At 65.5% G+C, this 23,414-nt stretch carries 22 protein-coding genes and 1 pseudogene; 14 read left to right on the top strand and 9 right to left on the bottom strand.

From position 1 onward, the window contains the following. Positions 1-4: 4 nt before the first annotated feature. The gene (gene mutY, locus N2605_RS05690) at positions 5-1,096 is read right to left on the bottom strand and encodes an A/G-specific adenine glycosylase (protein ID WP_260346034.1); all 1,092 of its coding nucleotides are present in this window, start codon (positions 1,094-1,096) and stop codon (positions 5-7) included. Between the two features lie 83 nt (positions 1,097-1,179). Here mutY and N2605_RS05685 point away from each other — a divergent pair. From N2605_RS05685 to N2605_RS05640, 10 genes and pseudogenes are all read left to right on the top strand, one after another. Further along, positions 1,180-1,462, top strand: a pseudogene (locus N2605_RS05685) (type II toxin-antitoxin system RelE/ParE family toxin). Then, complete coding sequence (locus N2605_RS05680) at positions 1,437-1,757, top strand: HigA family addiction module antitoxin (RefSeq protein WP_036024868.1); 321 nt, start codon at positions 1,437-1,439, stop codon at positions 1,755-1,757. The pseudogene N2605_RS05685 and the gene N2605_RS05680 overlap by 26 nt, the downstream one beginning before the upstream one ends. Positions 1,758-1,767: 10 nt before the next feature. Then, positions 1,768-2,265, top strand: coding sequence for a DUF721 domain-containing protein (locus tag N2605_RS05675; protein ID WP_109144991.1), 498 nt, complete (start codon positions 1,768-1,770; stop codon positions 2,263-2,265). Between the two features lie 140 nt (positions 2,266-2,405). After that, a complete protein-coding gene (locus N2605_RS05670; RefSeq protein ID WP_109144992.1) occupies positions 2,406-3,077 on the top strand; it encodes a DsbA family protein in 672 nt (223 codons plus the stop codon). Positions 3,078-3,294: 217 nt separating this feature from the next. After that, complete coding sequence (gene smc, locus N2605_RS05665; protein ID WP_109144993.1) at positions 3,295-6,759, top strand: chromosome segregation protein SMC; 3,465 nt, start codon at positions 3,295-3,297, stop codon at positions 6,757-6,759. Between the two features lie 124 nt (positions 6,760-6,883). After that, positions 6,884-7,861 (top strand): small ribosomal subunit Rsm22 family protein, encoded by a 978-nt coding sequence (locus tag N2605_RS05660; protein ID WP_260346033.1) that lies wholly within the window; start codon positions 6,884-6,886, stop codon positions 7,859-7,861. Positions 7,862-7,999: 138 nt separating this feature from the next. Further along, the gene (locus N2605_RS05655; RefSeq protein WP_036006288.1) at positions 8,000-8,560 is read left to right on the top strand and encodes a LemA family protein; all 561 of its coding nucleotides are present in this window, start codon (positions 8,000-8,002) and stop codon (positions 8,558-8,560) included. Between the two features lie 32 nt (positions 8,561-8,592). Then, the gene (locus N2605_RS05650; protein WP_225147860.1) at positions 8,593-9,801 is read left to right on the top strand and encodes a M48 family metallopeptidase; all 1,209 of its coding nucleotides are present in this window, start codon (positions 8,593-8,595) and stop codon (positions 9,799-9,801) included. A gap of 208 nt (positions 9,802-10,009) precedes the next feature. After that, positions 10,010-10,762 (top strand): P-loop NTPase family protein, encoded by a 753-nt coding sequence (locus tag N2605_RS05645; protein ID WP_036024846.1) that lies wholly within the window; start codon positions 10,010-10,012, stop codon positions 10,760-10,762. A gap of 60 nt (positions 10,763-10,822) precedes the next feature. Then, positions 10,823-11,491, top strand: a complete 669-nt coding sequence (locus N2605_RS05640) for a hypothetical protein (RefSeq protein WP_036006282.1) — start codon at positions 10,823-10,825, stop codon at positions 11,489-11,491. A 106-nt stretch (positions 11,492-11,597) separates the two neighbouring features. On the opposite strand, the gene N2605_RS05635 is transcribed toward N2605_RS05640, so the two are convergent. The 6 genes from N2605_RS05635 to petA all read right to left on the bottom strand — a co-directional run bounded on the left by N2605_RS05635 (position 11,598) and on the right by petA (position 18,397). Continuing rightward, entirely contained in the window at positions 11,598-12,137 is a 540-nt protein-coding gene (locus N2605_RS05635; RefSeq protein WP_036024845.1) for an adenine phosphoribosyltransferase, read from the bottom strand. A gap of 9 nt (positions 12,138-12,146) precedes the next feature. Continuing rightward, entirely contained in the window at positions 12,147-14,312 is a 2,166-nt protein-coding gene (locus N2605_RS05630) for an anthranilate synthase component I (protein ID WP_036006277.1), read from the bottom strand. Positions 14,313-14,613: 301 nt separating this feature from the next. Continuing rightward, positions 14,614-14,775, bottom strand: a complete 162-nt coding sequence (locus N2605_RS05625) for a hypothetical protein (RefSeq protein WP_157784007.1) — start codon at positions 14,773-14,775, stop codon at positions 14,614-14,616. 4 nt (positions 14,776-14,779) lie between these two features. Then, entirely contained in the window at positions 14,780-15,454 is a 675-nt protein-coding gene (locus N2605_RS05620; RefSeq protein WP_036006275.1) for a dienelactone hydrolase family protein, read from the bottom strand. Between the two features lie 277 nt (positions 15,455-15,731). Next, entirely contained in the window at positions 15,732-17,804 is a 2,073-nt protein-coding gene (gene fbcH / locus N2605_RS05615) for a cytochrome b/c1 (protein ID WP_225143169.1), read from the bottom strand. Between the two features lie 62 nt (positions 17,805-17,866). Then, positions 17,867-18,397 carry a ubiquinol-cytochrome c reductase iron-sulfur subunit gene (petA, locus tag N2605_RS05610; RefSeq protein ID WP_036006265.1) on the bottom strand — a complete coding sequence of 177 codons (531 nt, stop codon included), beginning with the start codon at positions 18,395-18,397 and terminating at the stop codon, positions 17,867-17,869. A gap of 279 nt (positions 18,398-18,676) precedes the next feature. Between petA and N2605_RS05605 the strand changes: the two genes are divergently transcribed. Genes N2605_RS05605 through N2605_RS05590 form a run of 4 tightly spaced genes read left to right on the top strand, consistent with a single transcriptional unit; the run spans position 18,677 to position 21,444 of the window. Beyond that, the gene (locus N2605_RS05605; RefSeq protein ID WP_225114465.1) at positions 18,677-19,144 is read left to right on the top strand and encodes a tRNA (cytidine(34)-2'-O)-methyltransferase; all 468 of its coding nucleotides are present in this window, start codon (positions 18,677-18,679) and stop codon (positions 19,142-19,144) included. Between the two features lie 10 nt (positions 19,145-19,154). Then, on the top strand, positions 19,155-19,787 hold the full coding sequence (gene queE / locus N2605_RS05600) for a 7-carboxy-7-deazaguanine synthase (RefSeq protein ID WP_260346025.1): 633 nt from the start codon (positions 19,155-19,157) through the stop codon (positions 19,785-19,787). A gap of 20 nt (positions 19,788-19,807) precedes the next feature. Beyond that, positions 19,808-20,695, top strand: coding sequence for an oxygen-dependent coproporphyrinogen oxidase (gene hemF / locus N2605_RS05595; protein ID WP_260347412.1), 888 nt, complete (start codon positions 19,808-19,810; stop codon positions 20,693-20,695). Further along, positions 20,686-21,444 (top strand): HAD family hydrolase, encoded by a 759-nt coding sequence (locus N2605_RS05590; protein ID WP_260346024.1) that lies wholly within the window; start codon positions 20,686-20,688, stop codon positions 21,442-21,444. The genes hemF and N2605_RS05590 overlap by 10 nt, the downstream gene beginning before the upstream one ends. Positions 21,445-21,727: 283 nt before the next feature. Here the strand turns inward: N2605_RS05590 and N2605_RS05585 are convergent, their stop codons facing one another. Both N2605_RS05585 and N2605_RS05580 read right to left on the bottom strand, forming a co-directional pair. Then, complete coding sequence (locus tag N2605_RS05585) at positions 21,728-22,711, bottom strand: Bug family tripartite tricarboxylate transporter substrate binding protein (protein ID WP_051056898.1); 984 nt, start codon at positions 22,709-22,711, stop codon at positions 21,728-21,730. A 304-nt stretch (positions 22,712-23,015) separates the two neighbouring features. Continuing rightward, positions 23,016-23,387: a hypothetical protein gene (locus N2605_RS05580; RefSeq protein ID WP_036024835.1), complete on the bottom strand. Its 372-nt coding sequence runs from the start codon at positions 23,385-23,387 to the stop codon at positions 23,016-23,018. Positions 23,388-23,414: the final 27 nt, after the last annotated feature.

Genomic DNA, 23,414 nt, shown 5'->3' with positions numbered 1-23,414 from the left:
GATGCTAGAGATCCAATCCATGCGCGATGACCTTGCGCATGACGTTGGGCAGCGCCTCATCTGCCAGAGTCGCGATCGCCACCCAACGCATGCCCTCGGGCGCGCGGACCCGGGCCTCGGCCTTGGCCGTGTAGACCACTAGCTCGAGCGGAAAATGCGTGAAGACGTGGGTGACGGCGCCCACCTTGCGCTGCCAGCGCGACAGCCCCTTCAGCTGCGGCGCCTGCTGCTTCGCCGTTGCATCGTCCTGGCCGGCGAGCCAGTCCGAGCACGGCACCTCCGTCATGCCGCCGAGCAACCCCTTTTCGGGCCGCGAGCGAACCAGCAATTCGGCGCCGCGCGTGACCACGAAGGCGGCACCGCGCCTGAGCATCCCGCTCTTCTTCGGTGCCTTGCGCGGGAACGTCTCCTGGGTGCCCTGCGCGCGTGCCGCGCAGTCCTCGTTCAGCGGACACAGCGAGCAGGCCGGCTTCTTCGGCGTGCAGATCGAGGCGCCGAGATCCATCAGCGCCTGCGCGCTGTCGCCGGCGCGAGACTCCGCCAGCAGCGTCGCGGCGAGTTGCTGGATGAGCGGCTTGGCTTGCGGCAGCTCCTCCTCGACCGCGAACAGCCGCGACACCACGCGCTCGATGTTGCCGTCGACCGGCATGGTGCGGCGGTCGAACGCGATCGCCGCAATCGCCGCCGCCGTGTAGGGCCCGATCCCCGGCAGCGCGCGCAGCCCCTCCTCGGTATCCGGAAACACGCCGCCATGCTCGCGCGTCACCGCCACGGCGCAGGCATGGAGGTTGCGTGCGCGCGAGTAATAGCCGAGCCCGGCCCACATCCGCAGCACGTCGTCCTGCGAGGCTCGCCCCAGCGCCGTGACATCAGGCCAGCGCGCGACGAACTTTTCGAAATAGGGGCCGACCGCCTTCACGGTGGTCTGCTGGAGCATGATCTCGGAGAGCCAGACGCGATAGGGATCGGATGCCTCGCCCGGCGCGGCGCGCCACGGCAATCGGCGGCGGTGGCGGTCGTACCATTGCAGGAGCGCGAGCGGGCGAACCGACGACGCCGTACTCTGTTCCTTCTTGCGCGCAGTCGTGGAGAGCATGCACCTTTACTAGAGGAGGATTCCGCCTGTGGCCAGCGCGACCGGACCGTTGCGCGCTATAACGCCTTGCGTTATACACAGACATGATCCAGAGCTTCGCCAACTCCGAGACAGAGTTGATCTGGTCCGGTCGGCGAAGTCGAAAACTGCCGTCCGACATTCAGAATGTGGCTTTGCGAAAGCTGCGCTTGCTAAACCAGGCGCGGGTGTTGGCGGGATCTCAAGGTTCCGCCGGGCAATCGGCTGGAAGCCCTGAAAGCCAACCGCGAAGGTCAGCACTCGATCCGGATCAACGATCAGTGGCGCATCTGTTTTGTGTGGGATGAAGGAGGACCGAGAGATGTCGAAATCGTCGACTACCACTAGGAACGGGTTCCTCCGCAATCCCCATCCCGGCGAGATCCTGCTGGAGGAGTTTTTGAAGCCGATGGAGCTGAGCCAGAACGCGCTGGCGCGGGCCGTTCACGTCCCGCCGCGGCGGATCAACGAGATCGTCCTCGGCAAGCGCGACATCACCGCCGACACTGACCTGCGGCTCGCCCGCTATTTCGGTCTGTCGGAGGGCTTTTTCCTGGGTCTGCAGATGGACTATGATCTGATGCAACGACGGCGCGAGATCGATCGCGACCTCAAGGCGATCCGGCCTCGCGCCGCGGCATAACGGACGGCTCATGTCCAAATCCGGCCCCATCTTCAAGCCCGGCCGCGTCAGCGCCAAACCGCTCGGGATCCTGCTCGACGACGTCTTTGCCGAGGCCTATGCCAAGCAGGGCTTTGCGGCGCGCGAGCTGGTGACGCGGTGGGCGCAGATCGCGGGGCCGGAGATCGCGGCCCATGCCGAGCCGCTCAAGATGCAATGGCCGCGGCCGGTGGAGGGTCAGCCGCAGGAGTCGGCAACCCTGGTGCTGCGGGTCGAGGGGCCGATGGCGCTGGAGATCCAGCATTCGGCCGACGTGATCCTGGAGCGGGTCAACCGCTTCTTCGGCTGGAGCGCTGTCGGCAAGCTGGCCTTCCGCCAGGCACCCCTGTCGCGGCCGCGGGCCCGGAAGCGGCCCGGCCCACCCGACCCCAAGGCCGTCGCCAAGGTGGCGGAGAACCTGACCGAGATCGAAGATGAAGAACTGAAGACCGCGCTGGCGCGCCTGGGGGCCGCCATCAAGCGAAATTGAGCCTCATTCCGCGGCCAAACTGGACCTGTCCGTAGCGCCCGCCATTGCCTCAAACGACGTTTCAAGCTAGCGACAGGCCGTCCGAGCAGGAAACCTTGACCCGTCCTTCGGGCGAACCTTGCCAATCCCGGGAGCCGACCTTGATCATCACCCGCCGCGCCTTCACCACGTTGCTGTCGCTGACCGGGCTTGCCGCGTTCGCCGGGCTCTCGCCGCTGCGGTTCATCTCGGACGCCATGATCCCTGAAGCAATGGCGCAGTCGGCCGCCGATGTCGCCAAGCCGGTGTCGCTGCCCGACATGGCGCTCGGCCCGAAGGATGCCGCCGTCACCATCACCGAATACGCCTCGATGACGTGTCCGCACTGCGCCGCCTTCAACGAGCAGGTGTTCCCGAAGATCAAGACGGAATACATCGACACCGGCAAGGTGCGTTACATCTTCCGCGAGTTCCCGCTCGACATCAAAGCCGCCGCCGGCTCGATGCTGTCGCGCTGCATCGCCAAGGACGATGCGCCGAAATACTTCGCGGTCACCGACATGCTGTTCCGCCAGCAGAATGACTGGGTGATGAAGAACACCACCGAGACCCTGACGCGGATCGGCAAGCAGGCCGGCCTCACCCAGCAGCAGGTCGAGGCCTGCCTGAAGGACCAGGCGCTGCTCGACAAGATTGCCGCCGACCAGAAATATGCCAGCGACGTGCTCAAGGTGGATTCGACGCCGACCTTCTTCATCAACGGCGAGAAGATCAAGGGCGACACCTCGTTCGAGGAGTTCGCCAAGAAGATCAACCCGCTGCTGAAGAGCTGATTCGCTCGTCAAGATCCTGATTCGCATCTCGAAAGCCGTATCTTTCCCGGCATAAATCCCTTGGGAAAAGCGGCTTTCGCCGGTTGCCCTGGCGGCGCACCGCGGCCATTGTCCAGCCGCATGAGGCGCCTCGCGCGACTCACCCAGACAGCGACATTGCCTTCCATGGTACTGTCCCGGCAGGGGGATTCGCGCCTGCCAACAGAGATGCGTGCTTATGAAAATCACCCGCCTGCGCCTTCACGGTTTCAAGTCCTTCGTTGAGCCCACGGACTTCGTCATCGAGCCCGGCCTGACCGGCGTGGTCGGCCCCAACGGCTGCGGCAAGTCCAATCTCGTCGAGGCGCTGCGCTGGGCGATGGGCGAGACCTCCTACAAGAGCTTGCGCGCCGCCGACATGGATGCGGTGATCTTCGCCGGCTCCGGCAACCGTCCGGCGCGCAACCATGCCGAAGTGACGATGACGATCGACAATGCCGATCGCACCGCGCCGGCGGCGATGAACGACAGCCAGATCCTGGAAATCTCCCGCCGCATCGAGCGCGAGGCGGGCTCGGTCTATCGCATCAACGGCCGCGACGTGCGCGCCCGCGACGTGCAGATCCTGTTCGCGGACGCCGCCACCGGCGCGCGCTCGCCCGCTCTCGTCCACCAGGGCAAGATCGGCGAGATCATCCAGGCCAAGCCCGAGCAGCGCCGCCGCGTGCTGGAAGATGCCGCGGGCGTTGCCGGCCTGCATGCCCGCCGTCACGAGGCCGAGCTGCGGCTGAAGGCGGCCGAAACCAATCTCACCCGCGTCGAGGATGTGATCGGCCAGCTCTCCGGCCAGATGGAAGGCCTGAAGAAGCAGGCCCGCCAGGCCGTGCGCTATCGCGAGGTCGCCGCCAAGGTCCGCAAGGCCGAAGCCACGCTGTTCCACCTGCGCTGGGTCGGTGCCCATGCCGACGTCAACGAATCCGGCCAGACCCACGATCTCGCCGTGCGCGAGATGGCCGAGCGCACCCAGCACCAGGCCGAAGCCGCCCGCATCCAGGCGATCCGCGCCGCCGAGATGCCGGCGCTGCGTGATGCCGAAGCGCGCGCCGCCGCCGGCCTGCAGCGCCTGACCAATGCCCGCGAGCAGCTCGACCGTGAGGAAGAGCGCGCCAAGGAGCGCGTCGCCGAGCTCGAGCGCCGCCTTGCCCAGTTCGAGGGCGACATTTCCCGTGCTCAGCAGCAGACCATGGATGCCGACGTCGCGCTGCAGCGGCTCGACGCCGAAGATGCCGAGCTGAAGGAAGAGATCAAGTCGCGCGTCGAGAAACGCTCCGGCGTCGACGAGCGCGTTGCCGAGGCCGAGGCGGTGCTGACCGAAACCGAGCAGCGCTTCGCCGAGCTCACCACCGCGCTCGCCGACCTCACCGCCAAGCGCAACCAGCTCGAGGCCAACGTCCGCACCCATCGCGACAAGCTCGCCCGGCTCGATCAGGAGATCGCGAACGTCACGGCGGAAGAGCAGAAGCTCACCGAAGCAACCGGCGGCTTCGGCGATCTCGACGAGCTGACCGCGCTGGTCGAGACGGCGGAAGAGACGCTGGCGGCCTCCGAAGCTGCGGCGCAGGCCAGCGAAGCTGCGCATGTCGCGGCACGCCAGACGCTGGAATCCTCACGCTCGCCGCTGGTCGAGGCCGACAAGCGCGTGCAGCGGCTCGAGACCGAGGCGCGCACGATCTCCAAGATCGTCAACGGCGAGACCAAGAATTTGTGGCCGCCGATCATCGACGGCATCACCGTCGACAAGGGCTTTGAAAAGGCGATCGGCGCGGCACTCGGCGACGATCTTGACGCTCCGATCGATCCGTCGGCGCCGATGCGCTGGACCAATGTCGGACACACCGAGGGCGATCCCGAGCTGCCCGAAGGCGCCGTGCCGCTCTCCAACCATGTGCAGGCGCCGGCCGAGTTGGCCCGCCGTCTCGCCCAGATCGGCGTGGTGCCGCGCGAGCGCGGCGCCGAGCTGGTCTCGCAGCTCAAGACCGGCCAGCGGCTGGTCTCGCCCGAGGGCGACGTCTGGCGCTGGGACGGCTTCGTCGCCGCGGCGCACGCACCGACCGGCGCCGCGCGGCGCCTGGCCGAGCGCGCCCGCCTCGTCGACATCGAGAACGAGCTGGAGCAGGCCCGCATCGACGCGCAGATCAAGCGCCAGGCGCTGGAGAATGCCGAGTCCGAGCTGCAGATGGCGGCCAGCACCGAAGGCGCCAGCCGCGAAGCCTGGCGCGGCGCCCAGCGCGAGCTCAACGTCGCGCGCGAGCGCCACGCCAATGCCGAGCGCGAGATCAGCCGCCATGCCGCGCGCAAGGCGACGCTGTCGGAGGCGCACAGCCGGCTCGCCGCCGATCGCGCCGAAGCCGAGGCCGCCTACGAATACGCCCAGGCCGGCATCGGCGAGCTGCCGTCAAGCGAGGACACCGAAACCCAGCTCGCCGCCGTCCGCAGCGACATCGAAGGCCGCCGCCGCATGGCCGCCCAGGTCCGCGCCGAGGCGCAGGCGCTGGCACGCGAAGCCGAGCTCGCCGATCGCCGCGTGCAGGCGATCCTCGCCGAACGCACCGAGTGGCAGAACCGCAAGGAGAGCGCGGCCTCCCATATCGACACCATCCAGGCCCGCATCGCCGAGCTCACGATCGAGCGCAGCGAGCTCGAAAACGCCCCGGCCGTGTTCGCCGAAAAGCGCAGCGCGCTGATCACCGAGATCGAATACGCCGAGAACGACCGCCGCATGGCCGCCGACGCGCTCGCCACCGCGGAAACCGCGATGGCCGAGACCGACCGCGTCGCTAAGCTGACGCTCGAGGCGCTCTCCAGCGCCCGCGAGGCCACCGCCCGCGCCGAGGAGCGCATGGAAGGCGCCCGCCGCCGGCTCGAGGACATCGAGCGCGAGATCCGCGACATGCTCGAGGTCGAGCCGCAGGCCGTCGCCGGCCTTGCCGAGCTCGAGCCCGGCGCCGAACTGCCGCCGCTGCACGAGATCGAGGAGGACCTCGAGAAGATGCGCCGGGACCGCGAGCGCCTCGGCGCCGTCAATCTGCGCGCCGAGGAAGAGCTGCGCGAGGTCGAGACCCAGCACACCGGCCTTGTCACCGAGCGCGACGACCTGGTCGAGGCCATCAAGCGGCTGCGCCAGGGCATCCAGAGCCTCAACAAGGAAGCCCGCGAGCGGCTGCTGACCTCGTTCGACGTCGTCAACGACCACTTCAAGCGCCTGTTCGTCGAGCTGTTCGGCGGCGGCGAAGCCGCGCTGCACCTGATCGAGAGCGACGACCCGCTGGAAGCCGGCCTCGAGATCATCGCCAAGCCGCCGGGCAAGAAGCCGCAGACGCTCTCGCTGCTCTCGGGAGGCGAGCAGGCGCTGACCGCGATGGCGCTGATCTTCGCGGTGTTCCTGACCAACCCCTCGCCGATCTGCGTGCTGGACGAAGTCGACGCGCCGCTCGACGACCACAACGTCGAACGGTACTGCAACCTCCTGCACGAGATGACTGGCTCGACCGACACGCGCTTTATCATCATCACGCACAACCCGATCACGATGGCGCGGATGAACCGCCTGTTCGGCGTCACCATGGCCGAGCGCGGCGTGTCGCAGCTGGTGTCGGTGAGCCTCGCCGAGGCCGTGGACATTCTCGACCAGAACGTGGCGTGATCTTGGACCGTCATTCCGGGGCGATGCGCAGCATCGAACCCGGAATCCATGGTGCGACCGACGCTGCAGATAAATGGATTCCGGGTTCTCGCTTCGCGAGCCCCGGAATGACGTGGGGTTGCTGATGATCTCCCCCACCCTTCCCGCCGAACTGAAAGCCGCCCTCGACGGCAAGCTACAGGGCTTGTCTCGCAGCGACGCGGCCCGGCGCTCGCAGAGGATCTCGACTACGTATCGCGCCGGCGGCACCTCCGGCACGATCAAGTCGGACGCAGATGCGCTCGCTTATGCGCTGGCGCGCATGCCCGCGACCTACGCGGCGGTGGCGGCCAGCCTCAATGCGCTCACCGAGATCGCGCCTGATCTCGCCCCCGAAACATTGCTCGACGTCGGCGCCGGTCCGGGCACCGCCAGCTGGGCCGCCGCGGAAGCCTTTCCGTCGCTACAGGATTTTACCCTGCTCGATGCCAACGCCACGCTGAGCCGGCTCGCGCTCGAACTGGCACACGGCAGCTCGCGATTGGCGGAGTGCCGTTATCTGCCCGGCGATGCCGGCGGCAACCTCGCCGAGGTCTCACAGGCCGATTTCGTCATCGCCAGCTACATCATCGGCGAGCTCAGCGAGGCCGATCAGCGCAAGCTGACCGAGGCCATGTGGGCCAAGGCGCGCCACGCGCTGGTGGTGATCGAGCCCGGCACGCCCGCTGGCTATGCCCGCATCCTCGCCCTGCGCCAGCAGCTGATCGCAGCTGGCGCCTTCGTCACCGCGCCCTGCCCGCACGAAAGGCCGTGCCCGCTCATCGCGCCCGACTGGTGCCATTTCAGCCAGCGCCTGCCCCGGTCGCAGGCGCACCGGCAGATCAAGGGCGCCGAGGTCCCGTTCGAGGACGAGCGCTTCATCTACGTCGCCCTGACCCGCACCCCGCCCGCGAGCCGCGCCGCGCGCGTGCTGGCACCGCCGGACGTCGGCAAGGCCGAGATCGCGGCCAAGCTTTGCACGGAGGCTGGGGTTGCGCCGGCAAACGTCCCGCGGCGGGACAAGGCGGCCTATGCCGAGGCCCGGCGCTGGCGCTGGGGCGATGCCGTCATGTCCGAAAGTTAATTTCGCTGGCCGTGCCTACCTTGAACTCGGGCCGTTCCTGATCCGACCAAGTCTTACCTTCCCTCCGCGCCGGGCTCTCATCCTGCGTTAATTTCGTCTACCCTAGCGCCCGCCTTCTTCCCTCTTCAGGAGTTCTCCATGTCGACCGGCTGGATCGTTCTCGGCGTCATCGTCGTCCTCGCGCTGATCGCTTTCAGCGCCTACAACCGCCTGGTGGCGCTGAGCCAGCGTGTCGGCCAGGCCTTTGCCGACATCGACGTGCAGCTCAAGCAGCGTCACGACCTGATCCCGAACCTGGTCGAGACGGTGAAGGGCTACGCCTCGCACGAGCGCGGCACGCTCGACGACGTCATCAAGGCGCGCAATTCGGCGATGTCGGCACAGGGCCCGGCGCAGGTGTCCGCGGCCGAGAACCAGCTCTCCGGCGCGCTCGGCCGGCTGATCGCGCTGTCGGAGGCCTATCCCGACCTCAAGGCCAACGCCAATTTCCAGCAGCTCGCGTCCGAGCTCTCCGACCTCGAAAACAAGATCGCGGCGAGCCGCCGCTTCTTCAACAACGCGGTGCAGGAATACAATACCGGCATCCAGCAGCTGCCCGCAGCTCTGTTCGCGGGCATGTTCGGCTTCACCAAAAAGGACTTCTTCGATCTCGGCGCCAGCCGCACCGAGGTCGAGACCGTGCCGCAGGTGAAGTTCTGATTTGAGCCGATAGGCCGGCAGGGCATCGCGTCATGGCCGCGTATGGTCTCTACACGCACATCGCCTCGAACAAGCTTCGTTCGATGCTGCTGCTCGCCGGCCTGTTCGCGCTGGTCTATGTGCTGGTCTATGCCGGCGCGCTGGTGGCCGAGGTGTTCATCGACGACAGTGAGACCGCCGCGTACTATCTGAGACACGCCTTCTCGGACCTGCTCAAGGCCGCGCCGATTGCAACGGTCGTGGCGGCGGTCTGGATCGTGATCGCCTATTTCTTTCACCAGTCGATGATCGATGCCGTGACCGGCGGCCACAGCGTCACCCGGCAGGAACAGCCGCGGCTCTACAATCTGCTCGAGAACCTCTGCATCTCGCGCGGCCTCACCATGCCGAAGCTGAAGATCATGGAGAGCCCGGCGCTGAACGCCTTCGCGACCGGCCTCAATCCGCGGCAATATTCCATCACGGTCACCACGGGTCTCCTCGATGCGCTCAACGACAAGGAGATCGAGGCCGTGCTCGGCCACGAGCTGACCCACATCAAGAACGGCGATGTGCAGCTCATGGTGGTCGCCGTCATCATCGCCGGCGTGGTCGGCTTCTTCGGCGAATTGTTCTTCCGCCTGTTCACGAATCTGAACTGGAGCTCCGGCGGCTCCTCGTCCTCGGGCTCCTCCTCGTCGTCGCGGTCGTCCTCGTCATCGAGCGACAGCAAGAGCTCCGGCGGCGGCGCGATCATCGTCATCATCATCGCCATCGTGCTGATCGTGCTGGCCTGGCTGCTGTCGCAGGTGGTGAAACTCGCACTGTCGCGGTCGCGCGAATATCTCGCCGACGCCGGTTCGGTCGAGCTGACGAAAGACCCCGACGCCATGATCTCGGCGCTGCGCAAGATCGAGGGCCGCGGCGAGCTTCCCGGCGCGACCTCGGCCGTGATGGAGCTCTGCGTCGACAATCCGCGCGAGGGCTTTGCCGACCTGTTCGCGACCCATCCTTCCGTGCAGTCCCGGATCGACGCGCTGGTCAAGTTCGCCGGCGGGCGCGATCCAGGCCCGCTGCCGGACCCCGCCGAAGAGACGGAACAACTCGAGACCGAACATGCCGGCGCACAGGACGGGCCGCCGCCGCTCTCGCAGGGGCCGTGGAGCGATGCGGCCGGTCCCGCCAGCCCGCCGCCCGTTCCCGCGCCCAGTCCCTCTGGAGCCCCGGCAGCCAATCCGATGGGACCGTGGGGCCGTCACTGACGGCGTGATTTGCCGCTTCATGCGCCGGGTTTCCCGGCAATCGGGAAAATCCTCGGGAATTGCCGTAAGTGGAGCGCGAGGAATTGAATTCTCCCTTGTTTCTGCCATGTTCGCGCCCAACAGCAGACTCGGGACGTCTTTCGGGACATCGATTTGGGGCCCGGCCGATTGCGACCTCGCGATCGGGGGCGCGCGTTAGGGGACAGCAATGGCAAAGCCGGCAGTGGTTGTGGTGGGCGCGGACAAGGGCGGGGTCGGCAAGACCACGGTATCGCGCACCCTGCTCGATTATTTCTCGGCCAACAACGTGCCGACGCGGGCGTTCGACACGGAGTCGCCGCGCGGAACCCTGAAGCGCTTCCACCCCGACATCACCGAGATCGTCGACATGACGACGACGGCCGATCAGATGAAGATCTTCGACACGCTCAACGCTGTCAGCCCTTCGGTCACCGTGATCGACGTCCGCGCCGGCCTGCTTTCGCCGGCGCTGGCCTCGCTGCGCGACATCGGCTTCCTCGACGCCGCCAAGGCCGGCCAGATCACCTTCGCCGTGTTCCACATCCTCGGACCCTCGATCGCCTCGCTGGAGGAGATCGCAGAGACCGCAGGCTTCATGGGGGGCGCGAAATATTTCCTGGTGAAGAACTTCATCAACGACACCCAGTTCTTCCAGTGGGACCAGGCGACCTATAATTCCTACTTCCACCGCATCAAGGACGCGACCGAGCTGACCATCCCCAAGCTCAACGAAATGGCCTATGAGCAGGTCGAGGTGTCCTCCGTCCCGTTCCTGAAATTCGTGGCCAACAAGGGCATCAGCGACGAGGCCGCGAACTATTCCTTCGTGCTGCGCGGTTATGTCCGGCACTGGCTGGCCAATGTCTGGAGCGAATACGACCGCATCCGCCTGACCGACATCGTCGGGTCGAAATCCGCCACCCGCAACAGCGAAAAATAGTTGCGCAAGCCGGGCTGATACGGCTGGATTGGGCGGTGAGTTGGCCTGATATAGCTGGCGATGCCCGCGACACCCGTCTACATCATCTGCTCGCCCCGCCCGCAGGTCGGCAAGACCTTGCTGGCGCGGCTTTTGAGCGAATTCCTGCTGCTCAAGAATGGCAACGTCGCGGCCTTCGACGTCAATCTGAAGGAGCCGTCGCTGCTCGATTACCTGCCGAAGGTGACCGAGACCGCCGACGTGATCGACACCTTCGGCAAGATGCAGCTGATGGACCGCGTCATCGTCGATGACGGACTTGCCAAGGTGATCGACCTCGGCTTCCACGCCTTCGACGAGTTCTTCAAGATGACCGACGAGATCGGCTTGCTGAAGGAGGCGGCGCGGCGCCACGTTGCGCCGATGATCCTGTTCGTGGCCGACACCGACCGCGTCTCGGCCCGCGCCCACGAGATGCTGCGTGGGCGGATCCCGCGGATGAACCTGGTCACGGTGGACAACGAATATGTCGTCCGCGGCGAGCTGCCGCCGGCAATGGGAGGCGGCCGGCTGTTCCGCCTTCCCGCGCTGCCCGGTTTCCTCAAGACTTATATCGACCGGCTGAATTTCTCCTTCACGGGCTATCTGCGCCAGGAGAAGGACTCTTCGACCGAGCTGCACCAATGGACCCGGCGCAACTACATCGCCTTCCGGGAGCTCGAGCTCAGCCTGATATTGCAGCGGTCGTGAAGCATTCGATCGGGAAGCTCGGTGTTCACCTCTCCCCAGCGGGGAGAGGTGAACCGCGTCCTTGGCCCACACACCGCCCCCGAAGCTTGTTCTGCCTCGTTGACGCTCAGTGCCCCTCGAACGACATCAGCGTGCGCACGGGCACGTCCATGGCGCGCAGCTTGGCGGCGCCGCCGAGCTCGGGCAGGTCGACGATGAAGCAGGCGGCAACCACGTTGGCGCCGATCTGGCGCAGCAGCTTGACCGCGCCTTCCGCGGTGCCGCCGGTGGCGATGAGATCGTCGACCAGGATCACGCGCTCGCCGGGTGCGACCGCGTCGACATGCATCTCCATCTCGTCGATGCCGTATTCGAGCGAATAGGCGATGCGCACCGTGGTATGCGGCAGCTTGCCCTTCTTGCGGATCGGCACGAAGCCCGCCGAGAGCTGATGCGCCACCGCGCCGCCGATGATGAAGCCGCGCGCCTCCATGCCGGCGACCTTGTCGATCTTGTTGCCGGCCCAGGGGTTGACGAGCTCGTCCACGGCTCGGCGGAACGCGCGCGCATCCGCGAGCAGGGTGGTGATGTCGCGGAACATGATGCCGGGCTTGGGATAATCCGGGATGGTGCGGACGCTGGCCTTGATGTCGTGGTCAAAAGTCATTCGTGCCTCTCAATTGACCGGCGCATCCAGCCGGAACGCGTTTTCGACAATACGTAGCCCCACCTCGCCGCCGAGCGACATCAGCGATTCCGGGTGGAATTGCACGCCGGCGACCGGCAGGGTCTTGTGCTCCAGCGCCATGGCGACGCCGTCCTCGGTGCTGGCGGTGACGCTGAGCACCTCCGGCATGCTGTCGCGCTCGACATAGAGCGAGTGATAGCGGCCGATGACGATCTCGTTCGGCAAATTGCGCATCAGCCGTCCGCCGCGCACCTGCACCCGCGAGGGCCGGCCGTGGGCGGGATGGGTGAGCTGGCCGAGCTCGCCGCCGAAATATTCGCCGATCGCCTGCACGCCGAGGCAGACGCCGAACACCGGCAGCTTCTTCTCCAGCGCCGCATCGATCGTCGTCTTGATCCCGAAATCCTCAGGGCGCCCGGGGCCGGGCGACAGCACCAGCAAGTCCCACCTCTTCTGCTTGAGCATGTCGAGCGCATGCACATAGCGGACCACGGTGACGCTGGCGCCGACCTGGCGGAAATAATCGGCGAGCATGTGGACGAAGCTGTCGTCATGGTCGATCAGCAGCACCTGCTTGCCCGAGCCGGTGGCATCAGGCGCAAAGGTCGAGAGCGGCTTCGGCGGATCGCCGCGCAGCGCCTGGAACAGCGCGGCCGCCTTGACCTGGCACTCGCGGTCTTCTGCGGCGGGGTCTGAATCGAACAGGCAGGTGGCGCCGACGCGCACTTCGGCGAGGCCATCCTTCATGCGGATGGTGCGGATGGTGAGGCCGGTGTTAATGCTGCCGTCGAAATTCACCGCGCCGATCGCGCCGGCATACCAGCGCCGCGGCGAGCGCTCGTGGTCCTCGACGAACTGCATCGCCCACAGCTTTGGCGCGCCGGTGACGGTGACAGCCCAGGCGTGGGTGAGGAAGGCATCGAGCGCATCGAAGCCGGGGCGCAACATGCCCTCGACGTGATCAACGGTGTGGAACAGCTTTGAGTAAGTCTCGATCTGGCGGCGCGCCAGGACCTTGATCGTGCCGGGCACGCAGACGCGCGCCTTGTCGTTGCGGTCGACGTCGGTGCACATGTTGAGCTCGAACTCGTCCTTCTCCGAGTTCAGCAGCTGGCGGATCTGCTCGGCATCGCCGATCGCATCAAGGCCGCGCGCGATCGTGCCCGAGATCGGGCAGGTCTCGACGCGGCGGCCGTCCGAGCGCACGAACATTTCGGGCGAAGCCGAGACGAGAAACTCGCCCTCGCCGAGATTCATCAGCGCACCATAGGGCGACGGGTTGATGACGCAGAGGCGCTGGAACACTTCGGCCGGCGAGCGGTCGCAGGGCTCGGCGAACAGCTGGCCGGGCACGGCCTCGAACAGATCGCCGCGGGCAAAGGCGGCGCGCGCTGTCTCGACCGTGGCCTGATATTCGCCCGGCGCGTGATCGGCAAAGCCCTGGCGCGGCGTCTTCAGATAGGGGCTGTCGGCGGTCTCGCGCGGCAGGCCTTCGGTCGACTTGCCCTTCCAGGCGAAATCGTAAGAGAGCACCACGCCGCGGCCGGTGGCACGGTCGTAGGCGAGCAGGCGATCGGGAATATAGAGCACGATATCGCGCTGGTCGGCCTCGCGCGGGCGCTTCTGCACGAGGTCCTCGATCTGGAACACGAGGTCGTAGGCGAAAGCGCCGAACAGGCCGAGCAGGCCGTCGTCACTGGCGGAGAAGGCAGCGACGAGATCGCGCACCAGCGACATCACGCTGGCACGCCGCGTGCGCTGGTCCTCCTCGACCGGCGCATCACCGCGGATGATGTGGCCGGCAAGGCGGCTCGCCGTTCTCTCGGAGATGACGACACAGGGTTCGCGCAGGACATCGCCGAGGAAGGCGATCAGCACCTCTCCGCGCGCGTTCAGCGCTTCCAGCTTGAAATTGACGCCAACTGTCTCGAGCTTGAGCGGCGGGTCGGAGAAGCCGAGATCGAAGCTCTCGTAGCGGCCGGGCACGGTCGTGCCCGAGGACAGCACCACGCCGCGGCGGCGGTCGAGCAGGTTGATCAGGTCGTCGAGCCGGTTGGCGCCGCCGGTGAACTGCTCGGCCACGCGCGTGATCGCAAGACCCGCGCGGGTCACGTAGTCGCTTCGAGCCGGGAGGGCAAAGACTGTCCTGTTCATGTCGTCCTCTTACGAAACTTGTCGAGGAAACGCCACACAGGACAAACGATCAGGCCGCCGCACTGCGTGGCGACCTCAGACGATTTTGAGAAATGAAATCGCACCGGCCACCTCTTTAGGAGGTGCGCCACCAACGACGGGCTGGGCGGACGGCGGTGCTCATGGGCGGATACTCACCATGGCGCGGGGGCGGCGTCAAGGGTGCGGCAAGGCGGTAGCCCGGATGGAGCGCAGCGCAATCCGGGGTTCGTCCACAATCGGAAAGTCCCCGGATTCCGCTTCGCTCCATCCGGGCTACGGACTAGAGGCCGCACCGCTTCCAAAGCGCGGCCATGTCTGCATCGGTCGCGTACTCGGCTCGATCGGCCTCGCGGAGCCCCTCAAGAACGGCAGCGCGATGGTCCTCCGGGACCTTGAAGGCCTCACGCTTCGACTGCGCATCGGCTTCAGATTTGTCCTTCACGCTCCTACCCCAGATGCTTCCTGAAAAACTCCGTCGCTCGGCCCCAGGCGAGCTCGGCGGCTTCGCGGTCGTGCACGGCCTGGCGCTGCTCGTTGACGAAGGCGTGCTCGGCGTCATAGCGGAACAGCTCCAGCGACTTGCCGGCGGCCTTCATGGCCTTCTCGAAGCCGCCCACCAGCTCTGGTGTGCACCAATCGTCCTTGTTGGCGAAATGGGCCTGGAGCGGGATCTTGACGTCGGCGGGCTTGGCCGCCTGCTCGGGCGGGATGCCGTAGAACACGACGCCGGCCGCGAGCTCCGGGATTTTGGTCGCGCCGATGATGGTCACGGCGCCGCCGAGGCAGAAGCCGGTCAGCCCGACCTTGGCACCGTTGCGCGACAGATATTGCGTGGCGCCGCGCACGGTCTGCGTGGTGGCGTCCATGAAGTCGAGCGAGTTCATCTCCTTGTTGGCGCTGTCCGTGTCGTGATACGGCACCACCTTGCCCTTGTAGAGATCGGGCGCCAGCGCGTCGAAGCCGGCCAGCGCGAAGCGGTCGCACAGGCCCTTGATCTGATCGGACAGGCCCCACCATTCCTGGATCACGACGACGCCCGGCGCATTGCCGCGCCCGGCATTGGCGAGATAGCCCGAGGCGTCCTTACCGTCCGGGCGCTTGAAGGTGATGCTGGTTCCCATGGTGTCCTCCGGTGAGTTTCTGGGGGATTGGTTGGCGGCATTTTGGCGGGTGGGAGGGCGATAGGCAATCGTGCCGAGCAACACACTCTCGTGCCCCGGATGAAATGCAGCGCGCCCCTGGCGATGCGCAGCATCGTCCAGTGCGGCGATGCATTGCTGATCCGGGGCCCAGCCCCACGCATCCAGTGTCCCGGCTCGCGCGCTTCGCGCGTCCGGGACACGGGACCAACAAAAAAGCCCCCTTGCGGGGGCTTTTTCATTTCTCGTCTTTCGCCGCTCAGTGCGAGGCGGCCCAGACCTTCTTCTTGGTGAAGTACATCAGGCCCGCGAAGACGATCAGGAACACGAAGACCTGGAAGCCGAGGCGCTTGCGCGCTTCCATGTGCGGCTCGGCGGTCCACATCAGGAAGGTGGTGACGTCCTTGGAGTACTGCGCGACGGTAGTCGGCGAGCCGTCGTCATAGGTCACCTGGCCGTCGCTGATCGGCTTCGGCATCTTGATGGCGTGGCCCGGGAAGTACCTGTTGAAGTACGAGCCCTCCGGGAGGGTGACGCCCTCCGGCACCTTGTCCTCATAGCCCTGGAGCAATGCGGCGACGTAGTCAGGCCCCTGCTCCTGGTACTGGGTGAAGACGTCGAAGATGAACCAGGGGAAGCCGCGCTTGTAGGAGCGCGCCTTGGTGATCAGGGACAGGTCCGGCGGGGCCGCACCGCCGTTCGCGGCACGCGCGGCCTGCTCGTTCGCGAACGGCGACGGGAAATAGTCCGCCGGCCGGCCCGGACGCTCGAACATGTCCCCCGCATCGTTCGGGCCGTCCTTGACTTTGTACTCGGATGCAAACGCCGCGGCTTGCGCCACCGAATAGCCAGGCCCGCCGGGCTCGGCGAGGTTACGGAAGGCGACGAAGGACAGGCCGTGGCAACTGGCGCAGACCTCCTTGTAGACCTTGAGGCCGCGCTGCAGCGCGCCGCGATCGAACTTACCGAAAGGGCCCGAGAACGACCATGTGTTGCCTGGCGGCTTATCGCTGCCTTCGGCTGCTTTCGCGCTGTCGATCGAGCCCGCGAACAGCGAGCCGGCGAGCGCCAGCACGATCGCGGTCGAGACCATCGGCGTCGACCGGCTGCCGGTCTTGGCCAGCACGGCATCCGAGATCGAGTTCGGCACCGGCCGCGGCTTCTCGATGCGCGCGAGCAGCGGCAGCACGATCAGGAAGTAGGCGAAATAGCAGAACGTCAGGATGCGGCCGGCGATGACGTAGATGCCTTCCGGCGGCTGTGCGCCGAGATAGCCGAGCAGGATGCAGACCGCGACGAAGATCCAGAAGAACTGCTTGGCGAGCGGTCGGTACTTCGAGGACCTGGTCTTGGCGGTGTCGAGCCAGGGCAGGAAGCACAGGATGATGATCGCCCCGAACATCGCGATGACGCCCGCGAGCTTGTCGGGAATCGAGCGCAGGATCGCGTAGAACGGCAGGTAATACCATTCCGGCACGATGTGCGGCGGCGTCACGCCCGGGTTCGCGGGAATGTAGTTGTCGGCGTCGCCGAGATAGTTCGGCATGTAGAAGATGAACCAAGCGTACAGCAGCAGGAAGCAGGCGACGCCGAACATGTCCTTGATGGTCGCATGCGGCGTGAACGGCACCGTGTCCTTTTCCGTCTTCGGCTCGACGCCATCAGGGTTGTTCTGGCCAGCGACGTGCAGCGCCCAGACGTGGAGCACGACGACGCCTGCGATCACGAACGGCAAGAGATAGTGCAGCGAGAAGAAGCGGTTCAGCGTCGGGTTGCCGACTGCATAGCCGCCCCAGAGCAGCGTCACGATGCTCTCGCCGACATAGGGAACGGCCGAGAACAAATTGGTGATGACGGTGGCGCCCCAGAAGCTCATCTGGCCCCAGGGCAGCACGTAGCCCATGAAGCCGGTCGCCATCATCAGGAGGTAGATGATGACGCCGAGGATCCACAGCACCTCACGCGGCTCCTTGTACGACCCGTAGTACAGACCGCGGAACATGTGGACGTAGACGGCGACGAAGAACATCGAGGCGCCGACCGCGTGCATGTTGCGCAGCAGCCAGCCGTAGTTCACGTCACGGACGATCAGCTCGACGGACTTGAAGGCGAGATCGGCGTTCGGCGTGTAGTGCATCGCCAGGATCACGCCGGTCAGGATCTGCATTCCGAGCATGAAGGAAAGAATGGCGCCGAAGGTCCACCAATAGTTCAGGTTGCGCGGGGTGGGATAGGCGACGAAGGAGGAATGGATGAGACCAAAAATCGGCAGGCGCCGCTCGATCCATTGCAGGGCCGGATTGCTCGGCTGGTAGTCGGATGGTCCGCTCATGATGCGATCCTGAGGAAATAGTACGACGAGACGGCGCGAAGCTTCGGACTTGAGTCCGAAGCTCAGCCGATCTGGATTTTGGTGTCGGAAACGAACTGGTACGGCGGCACGGCCAGGTTCGTGGGCGCTGGGCCCTGGCGGATGCGGCCGGACGTATCGTAGACCGAACCATGGCAGGGGCAGAAGAACCCGTCGTAGCTGCCTTCATGAGCGATCGGGATACAGCCGAGATGGGTGCAGATGCCGATCACGACCAGCCACTGCTCGTGGCCCGACTTGACCCGGGCCTCGTCGGTCTGCGGATCCGGCAGGCTCGCCACGTTGACGGCGCGCGCCTCGTCGATCTGCTTCTTGGTGCGGTGGCTGATGTAGATCGGCTTGCCGCGCCAGAACACCTTGATGTCCTGGCCTTCCGCGATCGGGCTGAGATCGACCTCGATCGGCGCACCGGCGGCGATGGTCGAGGCATCCGGATTCATTTGGGAGATGAAGGGCCAGAGCGCAGCCGCGCCCCCTACTGCTGCAAATGCCCCTGTTGCAACGAATAAGAAATCACGGCGTGTCGGATGGTCCGCCGAAGACGCTGTCGTCACGATTCCAACCCTTTCTTCTTGCGCTACCGGTGGAACCGCTCCGAGGGGCGCCCAAGAGGTCCCCGGAAAGGCTGCCGGCACCCGCGGCCCCCCGCGGCGGCAGAACTTGGCTTGTTCACCTCTAAACGGGTGAAACAGCAGTCCAGAATCGTTCTATTGGCACCCTTGCCGGGCGAGCGCAAGCCCGCTAACGGCGTGAGAGCGTGCAATGCACGAATTCCCGGGCGGGCGATGTTTTATTGAGACATTTTGCGCCCGCAAGCCAACTCGCCGCCGCCCATGCAGATCGCACTTTTCCAGCCCGACATCCCCCAGAACACCGGCACGATTCTTCGCCTCTGCGCCTGCCTGGGGCTCGATGCCCATATCATCGAACCGGCGGGCTTCCCCATCTCGGACCGCCTGTTCCGCCGGGCGGGAATGGACTACCTCGACCATGTCAGGCTGGCCCGCCACGTCTCCTGGGCGACATTCGAGGACTGGCGTGCAGGCCAGGGCCACCGGCTGCTGCTGTTCACCACCAAGGCCGCCACCGACTACCGCGATTTTCATTACCAGAGCTCGGACATCCTGCTATTCGGGCGCGAGAGCGCCGGCGTCACCGATGCGGTGGTCGAGGCGGCCGATGCGCGTCTGGTGATCCCGATCAAGGCGGGGCTGCGGTCGCTCAATGTGGCCATGAGCGTAGCCATGGCCGCCGGCGAGGCGCTGCGGCAGACCCGGAACCCGCAAGGTTTGACAGGTTGAGGAGAGAGGCTTGAGTTACGCGGTCAAGGAGATCTTCCTGACCCTGCAAGGCGAAGGCGCCCATGCCGGGCGCGCGTCGGTGTTCTGCCGCTTTGCCGGCTGCAACCTCTGGAGCGGGCGGGAGGCCGACCGCGCGGATGCGACCTGCAAGTTCTGCGACACGGATTTCGTCGGCACCGACGGCACGCTCGGCGGGCGCTATGGCTCGGCTGCGGAACTCGCCGATACCATCGCCGCGCAATGGACGGCGGCTGCCGCCAACCGCTACGTCGTGCTGACCGGCGGGGAGCCGCTGCTCCAGGTCGACGCCGAGCTGATCGAGGCGCTGCACGAAAGAGGCTTCGAGATCGGCGTCGAGACCAACGGCACGATCGCAGCTCCTGATGGGCTCGACTGGATCTGCGTCAGCCCCAAGGGCGGCAGCGAGCTGGTCCTGCGCCAGGGCCACGAGCTGAAGCTGGTCTATCCCCAGGCTTTGGCGATGCCCGAAGCATTTGAGGATCTCGCCTTCGAGCGCTTCTCGCTGCAGCCGATGGACGGGCCTGAGGTCATCGAGAACACCGCGCGCGCGATCGATTATTGCCTGCACCATCCGCAATGGCGGCTCAGCGTGCAGACCCACAAATCGCTCGGCATCAGATAGGACGCGACCCGCGAATGCAGATGGACGTGACGACGATCGAACACCGCAAGGCCCGCGCCCGCGCCTGGTTCGAGCGCTTGCGCGACGACATCTGCGCGAGCTTCGAGCGGCTCGAGGACGACGCGCCGCAAAGCCTCTATCCGGGCGAGGTCGGCCGCTTCAAGCGCACGCTTTGGCAGCGCACCGACCATTCCGGCGCGGCTGGCGGCGGCGGCGTGATGTCGATGATGCATGGCCGGCTGTTCGAGAAGGTCGGCGTGCACTGCTCGACGGTGCACGGCGAGTTCGCACCCGAGTTTCGGGCCCAGATCCCCGGCGCGGCGGAGGATCCAAAATTCTGGGCCTCCGGCATCTCGCTGATCGCGCATATGCGCAATCCGAATGTCCCTGCCGTGCACATGAACACGCGCTTCGTCGTCACCACGAAAGCCTGGTTCGGCGGCGGCGCCGACCTGACGCCGGTGCTGGAGCGAAGGCGGACGCAGGACGATCCCGACAGCATCGCCTTCCATGCCGCGATGAAACAGGCCTGCGCGCAGCCGAGCGGCATTGCCGACTACGACAAGTACAAGAAATGGTGCGACGAGTATTTCTACCTGCCGCACCGGAAAGAGGCGCGCGGCATCGGCGGCATCTTCTACGACTGGCACGACAGCGGCGACTGGGACGCCGACCTCGCCTTCACCCAGGACGTCGGCCGCGCCTTCCTGAAGATCTATCCCGAGATCGTGCGGCGCAACTTCGCGAGCGCCTGGACGCCTGCGGACCGCGAGGAGCAATTGATCCGACGCGGCCGCTACGTCGAGTTCAACCTGCTCTACGACCGCGGCACCATCTTCGGGCTGAAGACAGGCGGCAATGTGGACTCGATCCTGTCGTCGCTGCCGCCGGAGGTGAAATGGCCATGACGACGATGAAGCCCGCTGCAAGACCGCTCCCGCGCGCCATGCTGATCGACATGGACGACACCATCCTGTCGGCCTATGGCCGGCCCGAGATCGCCTGGAACACGATCACGGCCGAATTCGCCGAGGAGCTCGCCCCGCTGCCGCCGCCGATGGTCGCAACCGCGGTGCTGGCCTTCGCGCGAAACTTCTGGGCCAGTGCGGAAGCCGCGTGGCGGATGAAGCTCGCCGAGGCGCGGCACCTGACGGTCAAGGGCGGCTTCGCCGCGCTCGCGGCCGCAGGCCACCGCGCCCTGCCCGACGACCTCGCCATTCGCCTCGCCGACCGCTTCACCGCCTACCGTGAGGAGGAGATGTTCGTCTTTCCCGGCGCGCACGAGGCGATCGACCAGTTCAAGGCGCTCGGCATCAAGCTCGCGCTGGTCACCAACGGCGCCGCCAACATGCAGCGCGCCAAGATCGAACGCTTCGAGCTGGCGCATCGCTTCGACCACATCCAGATCGAAGGCGAGCACGGCTTCGGCAAGCCCGAGGAGCGCGCCTATCTGCACGCGATGCAGGCGCTCGGCGTCACCGCTGAGGACACCTGGATGATCGGCGACAATCTGGAATGGGAAGTGGTGACGCCGCAGCGCCTCGGCATCTATGCGATCTGGATGGACGTGCATGGCGAGGGCCTGCCCGAGGGCTCGACGGTCAGGCCCGACCGCATCATCCGCTCGCTCGGCGAGCTGCTGCCCGACCGGGCATGATCGAGGGCCCAAAACAAAACCTCGAAAACAACCCCATGCACAGTAGCGCGCTGCTGTAAAATCAAGGACTTACGGATTTTACGAAAAATTTCTGACCCGTCGGGCAAAACAGGGGTATTGTGGCACCGTCGCGAGGGTTGCGATCGAGCCTGGAGCGCGATGGCATCAGGATGAATCGTCATCGCGCTTTAGCTTATGTTTGAGCATGATCTTTTCGGAAAGCCGCTACGCACTTTTCCGGATCATGCTCTAGTCGCGCTCCCGCGAGCACGCCCAAGGCAACCTATTCCACGGTGATATTGCCGGCCTCGATGACCCGCTTCCAGCGGGCCAACTCAGAGACCAGAAACTCCTGGAATTGCTCCGGGGTGTTAGCCACGATTTCGAGGCCGATATCCTCCATTCGTTTGCGTACGTCCGGTGCCTTCAGCGCCGCGACGATCTCGCCATGCAATTTTGCTTTCACGTCGGCAGGAAGGCCCTTCGGAGCAGCCACCGCCTGCCACGAAAAGACGTCGACACCTTCAATCCCAAGTTCCTTCAAGGTAGGCACTTCGGGCAAAAGAGGGGATCTGGCATCGCCGGTGATGGCGAGAACCTTGAGCTGCTTGGATTGAATTTGCCCGATGACGGCGTTGATGTTTTGAAACGATACGTTGACATGCCCCGCGAGGAGATCACTCACGGCAGGCGCCCCGCCGCGATACGGCACGTGGAGACCGGTAGTCCCAGTGCGCTGCCAGAACAGCGCCGCCGTGAGATGATCGGACGAACCCGCACCCGAGCTTGCAAAAGTGATCTTGCCGGGGGCCTTCTTCAGTTGCTCCACCAACTCGGCGACGGTGTTTGCCGGAAAGTTCAAGTTGGCGACCAGGACGTTCGGTGCGCGCACAGCGACCGTCAAAAGGTCGAAGTCCTTCAGAGGATCATACTTCAGATTAGGCTGAAGAAATGGATTCGTCGCATAGACACCGATCGAGCCGACGAGAATGGTGTATCCGTCCGCTGGCGCCCGGGCAACCGCCGTTGCTCCAAGAGCGCCCGTTGCGCCGGACCGGTTTTCGACGACCACCGGCTGCCCCAACGTATCGGAGACCTTCTGTCCGATTGCTCGCGCGACCATGTCGGACGAGCCTCCCGCCGGGAATGGGACGATGAAGGTGATATTCCTTTCCGGCCAGGCCGCGTATGCCATCGAGGTTGCGGCAAGAAGCAGGATGCCAGCTGCACCAAATCGAATCTTCGATAAAAAAGTAGCATTGCCCATTGTCGATCCTCCGTTGCGACATTTTTCTGAGGGCCTATTTTACGTGCTCATGCCATCCCGATTGATGCTCAGATTGTATTGATTGATCCACTATTTATCACGGGCGCTTTGTCGCGGTGAAATCGCCGATGTGCAAACCTGCCGAGGGGTGGCGCTTCGCTCTTCCAAGCGCTGTCGAGTTTTGCCTACGCGTTCTCAACTCCCACGCTTCACCTTGAGCGTCAGCAGCGGCTTGCCTTTCTCGGCGATGTAGGTCGCGAGCTCCGCCGCGTTGCGGGCGCAAACGCGGTCTTTCACGCCCCAATCATTGCGCAGCGTATCTCGCGGTCAACGAATGACCGTGCAAGCTACCGGAGAAGACCACGATCGCCTTTGGCGACAGCTCGGCCTGCAGCTTTCCCGTCATCATGTTGGGATTGGCCGGCGCAAGCGGAACGGTGACCGTCTTGCCGCCATCCTGAACCGTTGCGCGTCCCCGCATATCCTTCGTCGACAGCGGCGATCCATCGTCGTCGCCAACGTAAAAGACGATGTCGGTCCCCTTGCTGACGAATTCGATCGGATGCCCCTGCGACTTGACGACGGGACCGCCGTTGCTGCCCTTCGTCTGCGCCGCGGCAACATCCAGCGTCGCGATCATCACAGCCGTCACGGCGAGGCCGATATAAGTTCTCATTGCAGGCTCCTCGGTGGTTGTCCGCGC

Origin of the sequence: Bradyrhizobium yuanmingense, from assembly GCF_025200905.1 — a bacterium.
GTDB classification, from domain to species: Bacteria; Pseudomonadota; Alphaproteobacteria; order Rhizobiales; family Xanthobacteraceae; genus Bradyrhizobium; species Bradyrhizobium yuanmingense.
This window is presented reverse-complemented; position numbering and strand designations above follow the sequence as displayed.